The organism is Actinopolymorpha pittospori (assembly GCF_014873875.1).
GTDB lineage: Bacteria > Actinomycetota > Actinomycetes > Propionibacteriales > Actinopolymorphaceae > Actinopolymorpha > Actinopolymorpha pittospori.
The window spans coordinates 399,448-413,952 of record NZ_JADBEM010000001.1; the positions used below are offsets into that span (position 1 = coordinate 399,448).

14 protein-coding genes are annotated in these 14,505 nt (G+C 72.4%); 1 reads left to right on the forward strand and 13 read right to left on the reverse strand.

Going from position 1 to position 14,505, the window contains the following annotated elements; all coding sequences use genetic code 11:
* Positions 1-3 precede the first annotated feature (3 nt).
* The 13 genes from HEB94_RS01940 to HEB94_RS02000 are packed head-to-tail and all read right to left on the reverse strand — an operon-like array spanning position 4 to position 13,561.
* On the reverse strand, positions 4-4,047 hold the full coding sequence (locus HEB94_RS01940) for a LamG-like jellyroll fold domain-containing protein (RefSeq protein WP_192748355.1): 4,044 nt from the start codon (positions 4,045-4,047) through the stop codon (positions 4-6).
* Positions 4,044-5,378, reverse strand: coding sequence for a baseplate J/gp47 family protein (locus HEB94_RS01945; RefSeq protein ID WP_192748356.1), 1,335 nt, complete (start codon positions 5,376-5,378; stop codon positions 4,044-4,046). Before HEB94_RS01945 ends, HEB94_RS01940 begins: the two co-directional genes overlap by 4 nt.
* On the reverse strand, positions 5,371-5,880 hold the full coding sequence (locus HEB94_RS01950) for a hypothetical protein (RefSeq protein ID WP_192748357.1): 510 nt from the start codon (positions 5,878-5,880) through the stop codon (positions 5,371-5,373). Before HEB94_RS01950 ends, HEB94_RS01945 begins: the two co-directional genes overlap by 8 nt.
* Positions 5,877-6,254, reverse strand: coding sequence for a hypothetical protein (locus tag HEB94_RS01955; RefSeq protein WP_192748358.1), 378 nt, complete (start codon positions 6,252-6,254; stop codon positions 5,877-5,879). Before HEB94_RS01955 ends, HEB94_RS01950 begins: the two co-directional genes overlap by 4 nt.
* On the reverse strand, positions 6,254-8,065 hold the full coding sequence (locus tag HEB94_RS01960) for a hypothetical protein (RefSeq protein ID WP_192748359.1): 1,812 nt from the start codon (positions 8,063-8,065) through the stop codon (positions 6,254-6,256). Before HEB94_RS01960 ends, HEB94_RS01955 begins: the two co-directional genes overlap by 1 nt.
* Complete coding sequence (locus HEB94_RS01965; RefSeq protein WP_192748360.1) at positions 8,056-8,418, reverse strand: hypothetical protein; 363 nt, start codon at positions 8,416-8,418, stop codon at positions 8,056-8,058. The genes HEB94_RS01960 and HEB94_RS01965 overlap by 10 nt, the downstream gene beginning before the upstream one ends.
* Positions 8,419-8,421: 3 nt before the next feature.
* Positions 8,422-8,925, reverse strand: coding sequence for a hypothetical protein (locus tag HEB94_RS01970; protein ID WP_192748361.1), 504 nt, complete (start codon positions 8,923-8,925; stop codon positions 8,422-8,424).
* On the reverse strand, positions 8,925-10,865 hold the full coding sequence (locus tag HEB94_RS01975; RefSeq protein WP_192748362.1) for a hypothetical protein: 1,941 nt from the start codon (positions 10,863-10,865) through the stop codon (positions 8,925-8,927). The genes HEB94_RS01970 and HEB94_RS01975 overlap by 1 nt, the downstream gene beginning before the upstream one ends.
* A gap of 5 nt (positions 10,866-10,870) precedes the next feature.
* Entirely contained in the window at positions 10,871-11,014 is a 144-nt protein-coding gene (locus HEB94_RS01980; protein ID WP_192748363.1) for a hypothetical protein, read from the reverse strand.
* Between the two features lie 14 nt (positions 11,015-11,028).
* Positions 11,029-11,436, reverse strand: coding sequence for a hypothetical protein (locus HEB94_RS01985; protein ID WP_192748364.1), 408 nt, complete (start codon positions 11,434-11,436; stop codon positions 11,029-11,031).
* Positions 11,437-11,443: 7 nt separating this feature from the next.
* Positions 11,444-12,547 (reverse strand): hypothetical protein, encoded by a 1,104-nt coding sequence (locus HEB94_RS01990; protein WP_192748365.1) that lies wholly within the window; start codon positions 12,545-12,547, stop codon positions 11,444-11,446.
* 2 nt (positions 12,548-12,549) lie between these two features.
* Positions 12,550-12,726, reverse strand: a complete 177-nt coding sequence (locus HEB94_RS01995) for a hypothetical protein (protein WP_192748366.1) — start codon at positions 12,724-12,726, stop codon at positions 12,550-12,552.
* Positions 12,727-12,739: 13 nt separating this feature from the next.
* Positions 12,740-13,561 carry a hypothetical protein gene (locus HEB94_RS02000; protein WP_192748367.1) on the reverse strand — a complete coding sequence of 274 codons (822 nt, stop codon included), beginning with the start codon at positions 13,559-13,561 and terminating at the stop codon, positions 12,740-12,742.
* A 502-nt stretch (positions 13,562-14,063) separates the two neighbouring features.
* Here HEB94_RS02000 and HEB94_RS02005 point away from each other — a divergent pair.
* On the forward strand, positions 14,064-14,504 hold the full coding sequence (locus tag HEB94_RS02005; RefSeq protein WP_192748368.1) for a hypothetical protein: 441 nt from the start codon (positions 14,064-14,066) through the stop codon (positions 14,502-14,504).
* Position 14,505 lies beyond the last annotated feature (1 nt).

Sequence of the window (14,505 nt, forward strand, 5' to 3'; positions counted from 1 at the left end):
GCGTCATCCCTGGGTCGGACCGGGCGCGGGCAGGCCCGGGAAGCGGTACTGCGGGAATGTGTAGGCGGGGGCGAGGTCCGCGTCGGCGGAGCCGAGCTCGACGACGTGGGCGCGCAGCCGGTCGGTGCGGACCTCGACGCCGATCGGGTGGAACCAGTTGAGGATGTTCATCACGAGGTCGTACTGGTCCTTGGTCAGCGTCACGGTCGGATCCGCGTCTAGCGCGGGCACCAGCCGGACCTCGAATTGGTATGGCAGCAGGTGGTCGCCGCGCACCGAGACGACCCGCACCAGCGTGCTGCCCGGCTGCGCCCCGGTGACCCGGATCGTCGGGCTCACCACGGAGGAGAGCTCGACCTGGCCCCGGCTGAACGGCACGGTGGCCCAGGACAGCTGCTCGCCGGCACCGGAGCCGAGCCGGACCGCGGTCATGACGCGCGGCGCGCGCTGCGGCGTCTGACCGAGTGGCGCCGGGTCGCCGAGCACGACCGTGCCGGCGGAGACCGCGACGACCGCGGCCGGGTACGCCGCGCCGGCCGGGCTGGTGGCCGGCCACCGGGTCGGTCCGGCTGGCGTGAAGACCGGCGCCAGCAGCGTGTCCGTCGCCGCGTCCAGCACGTGCACCCGACCGGGACCGGAGGTGGCGACGTAGAGGAACCTCCCGTCGGCGCCGATGGCCATGGCGCCCGGTGCCGCGTCCGCCGGGAAGCCGTCGACGACCTTGGACTGGGTGTTCGTCGCGGTCTGGTAGATCCGGACCGTCCCCGTGCGGTCGGCCGGATCGTCGGCGGCGCACGACACGTACAGCTTCGCCCCGTTCGGGCTGACGACCGCGTGGGCGGCGCCGGCGCCGGTGGCGATCGCCGCTCCCGCCACCAGCGTGGTCAGGTCGACCCGGCAGAACCGGTTGCCGGCGAGCACCGCGTAGAGCGTGCTGCCGCCGGGGACGACCGCCAGTGACAGCGGGGTGTCCGGCACCGTGCCGGTGGCGACCTGCGCTCCGGTGCCGGTGTCGTATGCCCGGATCGTCCGGTCGCCGGCGCAGCCGACGAACAGCCGGGTGCCCGCCGTGGCCAGCGCGACCGGCTGCGGTCCGGTGCTGATCTGGGTGCCGGTTGGGGCGAGCGTGACCGGGTCCAGCACGGAGACCGTCCCGGGCAGCTCGTGCGCTACGTACAGCTTGCCGGCGGCGAACGCCAGCGCGACCGGGGTGGCCTGCACCCAGGCCGAGCGGTCCAGGGTCAGGGCGGGGAACGCCGTCGCGGTGCCGGCAAGGGTCAACGCGGTGACCCGGGCGCTCGCCCGGTTCGCGACGTACGCCCGGCTGCCGTCGGCGGCGAACGCCACCGCCGACGGATCGGCCTGCGGGCTCGCCGACGCGGTCACCGCCGTGCCGACGGCGACCTCGGCCGGGCCGGTGACACCGATCTGCTCGCCGGCCGAGACCGCGACCTGCACGGTCTGCGGCGGCCCGGCGTCGACCCGGACGAAGTCGAACCCGGCCGCGAACGCCCGCGCCGCGAGCGCCGGCGCGGTCAGCGTGGAGTGGCGCAGCCACAGCGCCCGGCCCTGGGCGAGCAGGCCGGCGCCGGCGGGGTCGTACGCCTTCACCACGGTCACCGCGCCCGCGCCGGTGAGTAGGCCGAGCAGGCGGTCGAGCGCCAGCCCGGTGACCCGCTGCATCCGGCGGTTGGCCGGGTCGGTGCCGTACGCGACGTTGGGGTGCTCGCCGGTCAGGTCGTCGGTCCGGGTGACCAGGTAGACCTCGTCGAAGTCGTCATGCGGCGCACCGGCGGCCGCGGCCTCGGCGACGCCGCGGGTGCCGTCGCCGGTGATCGATCCCCCGACGCCGAGCGCCGTGTCGGACAGTCCGATGCGGACGGTGCGGCTGCCGCCGGCCGTGTGCCGCCGGCGGACGACCTCGGCGCGGACGGACAGGGTGCCGGCGGCGACGCCCTGCAGCACGGCCTTCTTCCCGGCGAGCGTCACGGCCGCCTCCCCCGGTCCGCACCGGGACACCGACCAGCGCACCTCGGCGTCCGCGAGGGGGCCGGGGTCCGGGTCCAGCGACAGCGTCAGGGTGCCGCCCTCGATCAGGTCGGGAAGGGCCGTGCCGCTGACGGCCGGCGCCGGCAGGATCCGGAACGAGTCCGCGGCGGCCTGCGCGACGTGCACCTCGCCGGAGCCGGTACGCCGGACCCAGCCGAAGCCGGCGGCGAAGGCGTGCACGGCGAGCTCGCCGGGCGGCAGCGTCTCGTGCGCGAGCAGCAGCGCGCGGCCAATCCGGGACAGGTCGCCGGCCTCCGGGTCGTACGCCCGCAGCACCCGCAGGCTGCCTGTGACGGGAGCGAGCCGGTCTAGCAGCCGGCCCAGCGCGGCCCGCACGCTCCACTGCATGAGCCGGTGCTCCGCCACTCCGCCGAAGTCGAGCTTGGGCCGGTTCTCGTGCGGGCGCAGCCACGCCGGGTCGAAGCCGGACTCGTCCTCGACCACGCCGACCGCGGCGGCCTCGGTGCTGTGCACGTCACCGTCCGCGGCGATGCCGGCACCCGGCGCGAACGGCCCCGGCAACACCCGCATCGGCAGCGTCCCCGTCGTCAGCGGGTCGACGCCCTCGTCCAAGACGAAGGGCCGGGGATCGCCGCCGACCGGGCCGACCAGCTCGGTCAGCGCGTTGAGGAGCGCGTCGGGGGTGGGCAGCAGCCAGCGCTGGAACACCCGCAGCCGACGGCGGTACTCGTCGTCCCCCTCGCCGACCACCGGGTGGAACGACGACCGCGCCACCGTGGACAGCCGCACCTCGTCGATCAGGCCGGCGTACTGGGCGTCGGTCGGGGTGTTGGCGACGAGCTCGTTGCCCCGCCCGAGCCGGAGCGGCTCCGCGCTGGTCAACGCGCCCAGCGGCTCGAACCGGCTGTTGGCGACCAGCGCGCCGTCGAGGTAGAGCCGGCCGGTGGTACCGCCGGTGCGGTCGAGGACGCCGGCCACGTGGTGGGACCGGCCGTCGGCCAGGTCGACGTCGGCGAACAGCTCGTACTCCCGGCTGCCGTCGGCCACCGAGAACCGCACGTTGTGGTCGATGCCGCGGTAGGAGCCGACGGTGAGCGCCCAGCCCGTGCCGGCGGGGGCGTTGAGCGGGTTGCGCTTGGCGACCACGGCGCCGGGTGTGGTCACGGCCCGGTCCGGCTTGACGACCGCCTCGACGGTGAACCCGCTGCCGGCCGGCAGCGCGAAGTCGGCGTGGTCCGGCACGGTCACCTGCGCCGGCGACCTGGTGCTGAAACCGAAGGCGTACGAGAAGCGTCCCGGCTGGCCGGACCGGCCGCCGCTGTTCGTGCCCGGGTGGCTGGTGGACTCGTACCGGGCCCGGTCGTCCGCGACGGTGACCACCTCGGGCTGGCCGCCGGACGGCCGGTCGTCCAGGTGGTAGAGCGCGATCGTGTCCGGGTCCCAGGCGTACGGGCGGGGCGGGAACCGCGGCACCCATAGGTCCCCGCCGAGCAGGTCGAGGCTGGCCCCGTGGGCGGTGGCCGCGTTCCGCTGGGCGGCGACGTCGGTGAGCAGCGCCCCCAGCTCGGCGTGCTCGGCCCCGATCACCCAGAGCAGCTTGGCCAGGTTGCCGAGCAGCCCGACCAGCTGCCAGGCGGCGGCCGTCTGGTCGGCGGGCGGCTGCGGCTGGAAGCGGGTCAGCCGCAGCGTGGGCGTGATCGCCGCCGCCGCGCCGAGCGGCACCGCCACCCCGGCCGCGGCACCGGCCGGCACGACGACGTCGACCGACTCCTCGGGCAGCCCGGCGTCCCTGGTGAACCACACCCGCACGGTGGCCGGCACCGTCGGCGGAGCCTGCGGAACCACCAGGTAGCGCGGGGACTGCGGCAACCGGCCGGCGTAGCGGCTCCGGTAGGAGCCGAAGTCGTACGCCGGAACCGTCGTGATGCCGGCTCCGTCGGTCCCGCCCAGCGGCAGGGTCAGGCGTTCCATGCCGCGCTGGTACGCGGCGGTCAACCCGAGCTGCATGCTGTCCAGCACGGCGGTCGGGCCGGTCATGGCGCGCTGACCACGATGTCGATGAGCTGGGAGTCGATCGACAGCTGCGCGACCTCCTGCGGCCGCAGCGTGAGGTTGTCTCCGATCGCCAGCTCGACGGACTGGCCGAAGGCGGGATCCCCCAGGGCGACCGCGTCGAAGGCCGGCGGGCAGCGGCGCAGGTGCAGGTTCTGCACGTCGATGACGCCCGGCGCGGTGCGGGCCAGCAGCAGCACGTCGGAATACTGCACGCCGCGGCCGAGGCGCAGGCTGCCCACGCTCGCCCGCAACGCGTCGAGCAGGTTGGCGCGGATCGCGTCCTCGTCGTGCCCGGCCTGCACCACGACGGTGGCGCGGATGCCCACGTCCACCACGTCGGCCTGGGTGATATTCGGGAACACCGACGCCGGACGGAACTGCCGGACGGTCTCGAGCACCGTGTCGTACACGCCCGGCACCGGGCCGCCGCCGGTACGCCACGGCCAGCCGGGCTCGGTGGCGACCAGGATGTCGAAGTAGTACGGCGAGCCGACCTGCCGCGGCTTGGCGAACGCCCGCCCGCCGAACAGGAACATCGAGAAGTAGCTCTGGGATACGTCGACACCGCCGAGCGGGTCGAACAGCGCGGCGTCGCGCACCCCGTCCAGGTCGAGCACCTGGGCGGCCACCGCCTCGGGTGTCCACAGTGTCCTCGGCAGGCCGAGCAGCCTGGCCCGGTAGTCGGCGTCCGGCTCGGTCAGCTCGCCGCCGCCGAACGGGTTCGGGTTGGTGGCCGTGACGGTGGCGGTGCCCAGGTTCAGGTGCAGCGCCGCCCAGCCAGGGTCGAGCTGCAGTGCCTGCTGGGCGGGCAGGTTGCCGGCCGCGCCCCGCGGGACCGCCCGGACGCCGACCGTCGCCGCCGGGACGGCCGCGTCGAGGACGACCGCCTCCACCATGCGGAACGCCCGGGTCGGCGCGGCGGTCGTCACGATCACCGAGCCCTCGGGCAGCACGTACCGGCGGCCGGGTCCGCCGCCCGCGAGGGTCAGCAGCACCTCGCCGACGGCCGGCAGGTCGCGCCGGGACAGCCCGAGGTCGGTGCCGAGCAGGTCGAGGCCCGCGCCGGAGGCGGTGGTGACGAAGTTCGCGTAGAACTGCGCCTCCATGCCGCGCCACAGTTCGTGCGTGTCCCAGGACACCGCGTCGAGCACCTTGCGCAGCGCGCTGCCGGAGGTGACGTCGAGGTCGACGTCCTCGCCGAACATCTCCCGGGCGCGGGCCTGCTGGTCGGCAACGATCCGGTCAACGCCCTTGAGGACGAAGCCGTCCTGCGTCACCCCGAACGTCGGGCGGGCGTCGTTCTGGCTAGCCAAGGGTTGCCTCCGCATCCACCGTCAACGGCTGATTGGTGACGGTCTCGATGACCACGAAGACCGTGTAGTCACGACTGGCCCGCACCGCGGCGACGACCTGTTCCTGCGCGACGGCGTCCAGTTGCGGCTGCGCATCGAACGCGCGGGGATCGTCGGAGAAAAACACCTCGTGCACGTCCCGGACCCGCGCGTCGAGGCCGACGCACCGGACGAGCTGCATCTTCACGTACTCCTTGCGGGTCGTAAGGTTGTACGCGTACGCCCCGATGGCGAGCCGGTCGAAGCCGAACTGGACGTTGAGCCGGTCGGTGCCGAGCTGGGTGTTGATCGATAGCCGCAGCGCCTGGCTGAGTGCGTCCAGTTCCGTGACCTCGGCGAGGTCGTGGGCCTGCTCGTCGAAGACCAGGTCGCCGTCGTCGAGCCGGAGGCTGTGGCCGAGGCTGGGCTGGCCGGCCGGCGTCACGGACGACGGGAAGATCGGCGGGATGATGGGCGCGGTCATGTGCTGTCCAATGTGGACTGGCCGGCCTGCGCGACGCTCCAGGTGCCGGGGCCGGCCCCGCTCACGGTGGTCCCGCGCGCGTTGCCCAGCAACGCCGGCTTCCCGCCGAGCGCCAGCAGCCGCGCCTGCCCCGAGAAGGCCGGGCTGGTCACGCACGGCAGGAACGTCGGGGGCGTGCTGGGCGTCTGCGCCGAGCACGGCGCGACCATGCCGGAGACCGGCGCCGAGGGTGAGCCGAAGGTCAGCCCCGCCTCCATGCCGAGGGTCACCGCGCCCTTGCCGTCCACGGTGAGCCGGACGTCACCGTCCGCCAGCTTGAGCTGCCCGCCGTGGCTGCACTTGAGCACGGCGCCCTTGACCAGGACGAGTGCCATCAGGAGATCGCCACCTTCCCGTCGCCGACGGTCAGCGTGACGCCGCCGGCCTTGAGCACGACCTTTTTCTTGCCGTCGACGGTGACGTTGCCGTCGGCGTCGATCTCCACCGTGGAACCTGACTTGTGCGTGATCAGCAGGACGTCGGCGTCGCCCTCGGCCGGCCGGCTGCCCAGTGCGGTGAGGGCGTCCTTGCCCACAGCGATCTTGAGTCCGGCGGCCTCGATTACCCGCCGGCCGTCAGCCGCCGTCAGGTCGTTGGCGCTCTTGCCCTTCGGGGCCGGCGGGTCCCCGCCGACCTCGGTGGGCAGGCACAGCCACCAGTCGCCGTCTTTGGCCGGCGGCGGCTCCATCTTCGGCTCGTCGGACCACAGGTAGCCGGTGACCACGGTGTCGTCGCGCGAGCCGCGGATTTGGTTCAGCACGGCGCGCATCCCCGTGTACGCCGGGACGGTCAGGCCGACCTGGTGCCAGGCGAACGGCGAGACCATCGGCTTGTCCGCGAGCTTCGGCCCGTCCTTCTTCTGCGGGATGTCCAGGCTGACGCTGGGCGTGTTCGTGAAGCTGCTCGCCTGCTGTCCATATTGGACGGTGACCCGGTGCTCGGCGGCCTTCGACGCGCTGACCCGGCCGACGTCGGTGGCCGCGGAGCTCCCGGACGTGGCTTCCTTCACCTTGTCGGCGATCTTGTCGGCGACGCTGAGCGGGCTGGCGTTGCGCGCCAGCTCGCTCTGGCCGCGCTCGGACTTGCCGGAGCCGAGGAGCGCGACCGCCCGCCCGGCGGAGGCGAAGCCACCGGTCGCCTCGGAGGAGTACGTGTGCGTCAGCTTCAGGATCCGGAACGGCGAGAACGGGTTCTCGTACCCGGTGAAGTTCGCGATGAGCAGCTGCCCGGCGCGCAGCTCCGCCCGGCCGGCGGCGGTGAAGTCGAAACCGCCGACCGAGTCCGCCGGCGGCCGTTCGAAGACACCCTTCCGCTTGCTGGCGCTGAGCTGGAACGGCTTGAAGTCGGCGAGCTGGGTGCTCACCATGCCCTTGTCGCTGTTGAGCGCGACCAGGTTGTCGCCGCGGGCGAGGAACGCGAGCACCGCGCCCGGGTTGGGCAGCGCGGGCAGCGGCCCGGCATCCGGCGGGTATTTCAGGTTTGAGCCGAGCAGCACCTTGCCGTCCTGCACGATCGCCTCGGCGTTGAACCGCTCGGCCAGCTTGGTCAGCAGGACGAACGCGTCCGCCCCGAACAGCTGGAGTTCCTTGAACGGCGGCGCGCCCTCGGCGGAGACCGTCTTCACCTCGCGCGGCACCGGGATCTTGGTGACGGCGCCGGCGTTGACCGCGGTGAGGATCCGTTCCAGGGCGTCCTTCGCGGTGGCGTCCGCGGCCACGCTGAGGATCGCCTGCTTCGCCGTCCCCTCCTGGTCGGCCAGCGGGTCGACGACGGTGGTGGCCTTCAGGGCGAATGCCGCCTGCTCCGTGCCGGACAACAGCACCGAGGTGGGCACGACGCGCCCGGTCGCCTCCACCGACTCGATCCGGCCGGCGAAGACCTCCGCGTGGTTCCACGGCTCGTCCAGGTAGCCGAGCCGGACGACGACCTCCAGACCGTTCTTGCCCTTGTCGTTGAGCGCGGTGACGAGCTGCTCCTGCACCGAGACGTGCAATTCCTTGAAGGAGATCTTGACGGTGCTCGGCCGGCCGATCTCATACGTGATCTTGATGACCGGGTCCACGATGACCGAGCCGCTGTAGACGTCGTTCGACAGCTTGAGCTTGATCTCGGGGAACTCGATCTGGTGCCACAGCACTATGCCCACGGGGCCACCTCCACGGTGATCCGCGAGCCGAAGCTGCCGAGGCCGTTGAGGTTGCCGCGGGCCACCGTCGCCGCCGTCAGCCGGACGGCGAGTGCGCCGGCGCGGTGCACCAGGCCGGGCTCCGGGGCCAGCTTGCGGAGCAGCAGCACACCGGCGCCCTGCTGGACGACCCGGAGCACCAGGAAGCCGGGCGCGTCTGGAGCCGCGAGGTCGTACCGCTTCTCGGCCGGGTCGGTCTCCGGCACGGTGAGGTTGGCGTACAGGCCGAACTCGTAGGCGACACCGGCGATGTCACAGGCGAACGCCTGCGGCAGGCCGAGGTCCGGCAGCACCGGAAGCGGCGTGAAGTCCATCGCCTAACCGCCGAACTGGCGCTTGAGCGGCACCATGTCGCTCACGGTGGGAACCGCCGCGATGCCGCCGGCCAGCGCCAGGTCGGCCGCCTCGCCGACGATCGCGGTGACCACCGACCGCGGCACCTGGACGAGGGTGATCTTCACGTCGATCGCGTCCCGCTGCTTGTTGGACTGGGTGAACGTCAGCGACGTGATCTGCATGTCGGTGGAGATCACCATCGCGGACACCACCGGGATGCCGGCCAACGCCATCAGCGGCGCGGTCGCGGCCGCCAACAGGCGCGAGGTGAGCGCCATCGCCTCCAGCCCTTTCCGGTACACCAGGCGGGTACGCCCGACCAGCGTCGCGTCGATCGTCATCCCGCGTTCGGTCGGCGTGGTGAGCTGGGTGAGCCGGCTGCCGGCCAGCTGCGCGGTCTTGTAGCCCTCGGTCAGCACGAGGTTGGTGACCGTGAACAGCGGCACGACGCCGATCAGCACCGGGATGTTGACTCCACCGGGCATCACTCACCTCCCGCGTCGAGGGCGAGCAGGGCGTCCACCGCCGCCGCGTGCAGGTCCGGGGCAGTCACCGCCAGGTCGGCGAGGCTGGCGCCGGGTGCGACCGGGATCCTGGCCAGCACGCCGCCGAGGCGACGCAGGGACGCGTCCGGCAGCGCGGCCAGGCGCGCGACGACCTCGTCGGTGCCGCCGATGTCCGGGCGCACGGCGGCGAGCACACCGGCGAGGGTGACCAGCCGGGCGGCCAGCGTGCCTGGGTTCACCGGCACACCGAGCCGGACCAGCGCGCTGACGGCCGCCAGGACCGCGGTCGCGTCGCCGGAGACCTCGCCGCCATCCGCGGAGGTGGTGCCCTGCGGTCCGTAGGCGAAGGCGATCTGGAGGATCGCCCGCCACTGCAGCCGGCGCAGGGTGTGGTCCGGGACGGCGAGGCGTTCCCCCCCGCGGACGGCGACCAGCAGCTCGATCGGGAGCCGCTGGAGGAACCGCTCCAGGTTGCGGACCGCCGGGCGGACGGCGAGGCCGGCCAGCCGGGCGGTGACCAGGAGTTGCGCCAGCGCCTCCCGGACGCGGGCCTGCTGCTGCGGCGAGCTGAACAGGCTCGTGATCGACTCGCCGAGCGCGGCGCCGGCCCGGATGAGTGCCGCGGCCGACTCCCGGGCCAGGGCCAGCATCTCCGCCGGCACGGTGGTGCCTTGCGGTCCGACCGCGACGCCGAGCAGCGCCTCCTCGTGCAGGCGGCGTGGGAGCAGGTCGAATCGGCGCAGCAAGACCGCCAGCGCACCGACGCTCAGCGGGCCCGGCTCCAGCGGGAACCGGGTGCCGACGTCGCGCAGCAGGTCGTACACCTCCGGGCTGGGATCGTCGAACAGCCGCCCGTGCAGGCCCGTCTCGCGCAGCGCGACGACCAGGGCGTCGAGGTAGGCGCCGCCGGTGGCAGCGGCGATGAGCTCCATCGCGGTACGGATCTGCTCCGCCCACGGGGTCGCCGCCAGCACCTCGGCCAGCCGGCGGGCCCGGTCGGCCGGCAGGAGCGGCGTGGACGGAGCATCGGCGAAGGGCAGTTCGGTCTCCGCGATCGAGCGCAGCCGGGTGAGCAGCGGGTGGTCGCCGACCGGACTCGGCACCTGGCCGCCGGCCGGTGCCGTCGTCCCGGCCTCGGCGGCGAGCTGGCGCAGCCATTCCACTCCGGACTCCCGGTCCGGCCACACCGGGCGCCGGTCCCGGGTGATCAGGACGCGGATGCGGGAGCCCAGACCGTCGGCCGTGCCCGCGGACGCGAGCACGGCGTCCGGCAGCAGACCGGCGGACAGCTCGGCGGCGTCGACGGCCGGGTCTGTGGCGACCGTCCAGAACACGCCGGGCGGGCTCTCGATCACCGCGAACGAGCTGCCCGTGAACAGCACCAGTCCGAATTGGACGGCCAGCGTGAGGGTGCCGGAGACCGTGTGCCGGGGCGATCCGACCAGCACGGGCGCCGATCCGCGCAGCGTCGCGAGCGGCAGACCGTCGAACGGGCTGCCGCCCTCGAGGATCTCACCGGACGGGCCGATCGCGCCGGGCCCGATGATCCGCCGGCCGCCCGGCAGCGGTCGCCCGCCGCGGTCGAGCCGTCCGCCCGATGCGGAGATCCTGCCGAGGGCTGATGCCGGCACGGCACTCGCCGGCATCGCCGGCGACCAGACCCCGGTCAGCGCACCGGCCGCCCGGGCCACCGCGGCCAGCAGGGCCTCGGCGAGCCGGGCGCGGTCGGGCTCGGCGATGTCCCCGCTGAACCCGACCGCCGACGGCGGATGCACGACCACGGCCCCGTCGGGCAGCGTCCGGCCCGCCTCGGCCAGCCGTGCTGCCACGGCGACCTCGACCGACTCGGCGAGCCGGGCCAACCGGTCGTCGCCGAGCCGGCCGACGACGGTGACCGTCACCGGGACGTGGCAGCTCAAGACGTTCAGCTCAGTGCCTCGTCCAGCTGTTGCCAGATCTGCTCCTCGACTTGCCACCGAACCTCCTCCCCGATGTCGCCGACCACGACCACCTCGATCGGGAAGTGGTAGTGCACGGTGGTCGCCGGCAGGTCCTCGTCGTCGTCCATCGCCGCGTGCCCGATCAGACGTTCGCCGTGGGCACGACTTGCAGGCAGATGCCGCTGATGGTGGTCACCGGCGGCCCGCTCGGGGTCGTCTGGTTAGCCAGCGAGGTGATGAAGCAGTCGTTGAACTTCAGCGAGCTGAACGTCCAGTCGTCGCCGGACTCCTGGGACGCCTCGATCGTGAACGGCTTCCGCTTCAGCGCGAGGTCGGTCAGCTTCGCCACCACCGGACCCGACGCCTGGACCTCCATCGTGAAGGTGAACGTGGCGGGCTGCGAGACGAACGCGACGTTGTCGCTCTCCAGCGAGTGCAGCGGGACCACCGGCACCGAGAACGTCGGGTTGAACTTGCTGATCGGCGTCACCGTCTCGTTGTCCACCTTCACGACGAGCTTGGTGTTCCAGTTGGTCGGTGGTGTGGTCATGGCTTCCTCACTTGAAGACGAGGTCGATGTGCAGCCGGTGGATGGCACCGGCGTAGACGACCGACACGACGATGTCGAGGTTGCGATCCGCCCGGTGCTGCTGGATCTGCAGGAGCTCGGACGGCGAGAGCGTGACCGGGTCCTTGTCGAAAAGGACGAGCAGCGGGATGTGGATCCTGAAGTCCTCGATGACCTGCCGGGTCACCAGCGGCGCGAGGACGGACTGCACGATCGTCTCGATGCCTCGCAGCCCGGACCGGCTCACCCGCAGCGTGCCGATCGCTCGGACGAGCGCCGCCTTGATGCGGAAGTTGACGTCGTCGATCGTGCGGACGATGTCGATGTACTTCTTGTTGGCGCCCGGGTTCGCCGTGTAGCCCTCGCCGAGGAAGTTGGCGCGGCCCGGGATCAGCACCGGGCTGGTCACCCAGTTGATCGACGCCGTGTTGAACGTGTCGATCTCGGTGTCGGAGAACACCGCGGACTGGTTGATCGCGATCGGCTTGAGCACCATCGAGACGTGCGGCTGGTAGCCGGCGATCACGCCCGCAGCCGCGGCGGCCCCGTCGTCCGTCGCGGACTTGTGGGCGATCAGGAACATCCGCTCGTTCTTCACGTCGCCCGTGTTGAGCGCGGCCGCGGCACCCGCGGCCAGCGCCGGGTCGAGCGCGGCCACCCCGATGCGCTCCTTGCCATCGCCGCCGGTGTTCGACACCGACGAGACGTGGTCGGCAAGCTTGCCGATCGTGGCCGAGTTGGCCGTGTTCAGCGGCAGATTGGCCAGCACGACGATCTGGACGTCGAGGTTCGCGACGGCAGCCAGGCCGGCGTCCCAGTCCGGCGTCGTCGCGGCCACCTGCACGCCCCACACCCGGGTCGGCGGCGGCGTCTGCTTGAACGCCGTCCGGATCGCGGCGGCCAGGTCGGTGAAGGTTCCCGGCGTGCCCGACGGGTACGCGGTCACTGCGTCCGCCGGGTTGGTGAACTCCTTCGGCGCCGACGCGACCGTGCCGGTCCCGCCCTTGCCGACGATCGCGATGTCGCCGAAGGCCCGGGTGGCGGGGACGAACAGGTCACTGATCGCCGTGACGTCGATGTACGTGACCGGCATCGTCATCGCCTCCCGCGATACTGCGCGATCAGCCGGCCCCGGAGCTCTTCCAGCTCGGCGGGATCGGGTGGGGCCTGCTCCTGCTCCTCGGCGGCGGCCGCCGGCTCCGGTTCCTCGGCCGGCTTCCGGCGCCGTTGCCGCTCGGCCGCGCCTGGTGTCGCGGCATCCTTGTCCGGCATGCGGGATCTCCTCTCAGACCGTCTCGAACGCGGCCACGACGTTGTCGGCGCCGAACAGCGCCTCGATCTGGGTTCGGGTGGCGGTGTCGGCGCCGATTGCGCCGTCCGGGAAGACGGCCAGCCAGGCGCTGGCCCCCAGCACGGCACCGCCCTCGTACTCGGCGCGGGTCGGCTGCGCCGCGTCCAGCGCCCGGCGGGTGCGGGTCAGCCGGCGCAGCGCCTCCATCAGGTCGAGCGTGGGGAAGAACAACGTGGAGATCCGCAGCCGGTAGGTGCGCAGCACCGACGGGTCGTCCGGGTCGTACACCGGCGGGTCGGCGTAGTGCAGTTTGAAGAGCTGGGGGAAGCGGCCCTGCAGTTCCGGGTACGTGTGCACGCCGGAGGCCGCCATCAGCGCAGGCAGGTCGAGGAACTCGAACCGGGCCACGAAGTCCGGCTCACTCAGGGCCGAGACGTCCTCGGCGGCGACGCCCGCGAGCAGCGCCGCGCTGGAGGACACCCTGACCCGGACGACCGCGTCGATCATCAGGTCGAGCCAGAGGGTGTCGGCGAGCGCCGGCAGTTCAACGCTGAGCTGCGTCCGGCTGCCCGGCGACGGACTCAGCTGGTCGAGGATGCCGTCGGCGCGGGCCGGCTCGACGACCGGCACTTGGAACCTGGTCGCCGACACGGTGACCTCGTCGACCGCCTCGACCTCGAGCAGCTCGGGCCGGTAGACGCCGGCCAGCAGGGCCCGGATCCGCTGCTTGCCGGTGTCGGCCGGCGGTACGAGCAGCGCCTCGACATCGGCCGGATCCACGAAGCGGACCATGAGCTGGTCGGTGAAACTGGTCATACTTCACCCACCCTTCTGGTCGCGTTGCGCAAGCCGCTCAGCCCGCGCCCCGGCCACCCACCGCGGCCGCGACTTCTGTGGAGGCCGGCGCTGTGAATCAATCGTCGACCTTCGCAATGCTCGCACGGGGCCAGGAACATTCGAGGAAAATGCCCGACCTCTTGCCCGATGGTGCATCGGGAGTGCCCGCAAGAATCGCACCGACCAAGGCGATCCCCTTAACCCCACCACCTTCGAGGACCAAATCAGCGAACAACACGGTTTCCCTTCCTGCCTTCAGCGCATGTGCCCGTGAGAATGAGCCTCGCTCTGCAGGCTGTCAAGGTCCCCCACTGCCCAGCGTGCAGACACGCGCAGGGCTTCGTGCGGTGCCAGCTCGTCGGCATTGAGTGATTGAGTGAGGGTGCTTGGCGCGGCGAGATCTGGTACTGCGACGACTAGATGATTGGCAGCGAGGAGCCAGCAGGCGCCAACCGGCGCGCTCGTGCCGGGTTCGCGTGGGTTGTCTGCGGACGTAGATGCGGCTCTGGTCGAGGTGGACGACCCTGGGGACCTCGTCGCCTTCAGCAACGGCGACGGCGGCGCGAACAACTGTCTCGTGGACGCCGACGGTGGGGATGGGCGCCTCATCAACTTCGAGCACGCATGCTGGCGCCATGCTCTCCTAGACGCCGCGGCGCTGCGCGTCCCAGGCTCAATGTGGATGACGGTCGCCGACCCGGTGCCGCTCGGCGTCGAGGCCACCTATCGCGAGGCTGCCGGTGCTGGACTGCCGGCTGTGCTCGACGATAAGCGGTACGGGTTTGGGCTCGCCGCCGCATGTGCCATCAACGCGATCGAGACGCTCCAGCGCTTCGACAAGCTCGACGGCCGCGAGCCCGGACACCACAGTCGCCCCCAGCTCCCGACCTGTTCTCCGGCAAGGCCGGCTACGGCGGGATGAA